The organism is Psychrobacillus sp. Z3-81 (genome assembly GCF_056620325.1).
Genome location: NZ_JBWQPU010000094.1, coordinates 1 through 250, shown reverse-complemented (window position 1 = coordinate 250; position 250 = coordinate 1). Strand labels below are relative to the sequence as shown.

General features: G+C 47.2%; 1 protein-coding gene. It reads right to left on the bottom strand.

The window, feature by feature from the left end:
* A partial coding sequence (locus AC1ECF_RS17760) for a hypothetical protein (RefSeq protein ID WP_480390762.1) occupies positions 1-250 on the bottom strand: 250 nt, incomplete at both ends.

Genomic DNA, 250 nt, shown 5'->3' with positions numbered 1-250 from the left:
GGCTGAGAATCTACTTTTCGAACGTGCAAGGAACCTGGAGCCGCAGGGATTGTTAATGCTTGAACGGTTACTGCATCACTTAATCCGGTATGGTTCCTCGCTCTCACTTCATACTCATAGACTTGACCACCGCTTAGTGAATGATCGACTAACGTATGATTGGGGTAATCCAGTGTCCACGACTTGCCTGTTGTCCTATTCGTAATTTCATACTGATAGCCGTCTGTATACCCTTGGCCTGTCGGCAAAC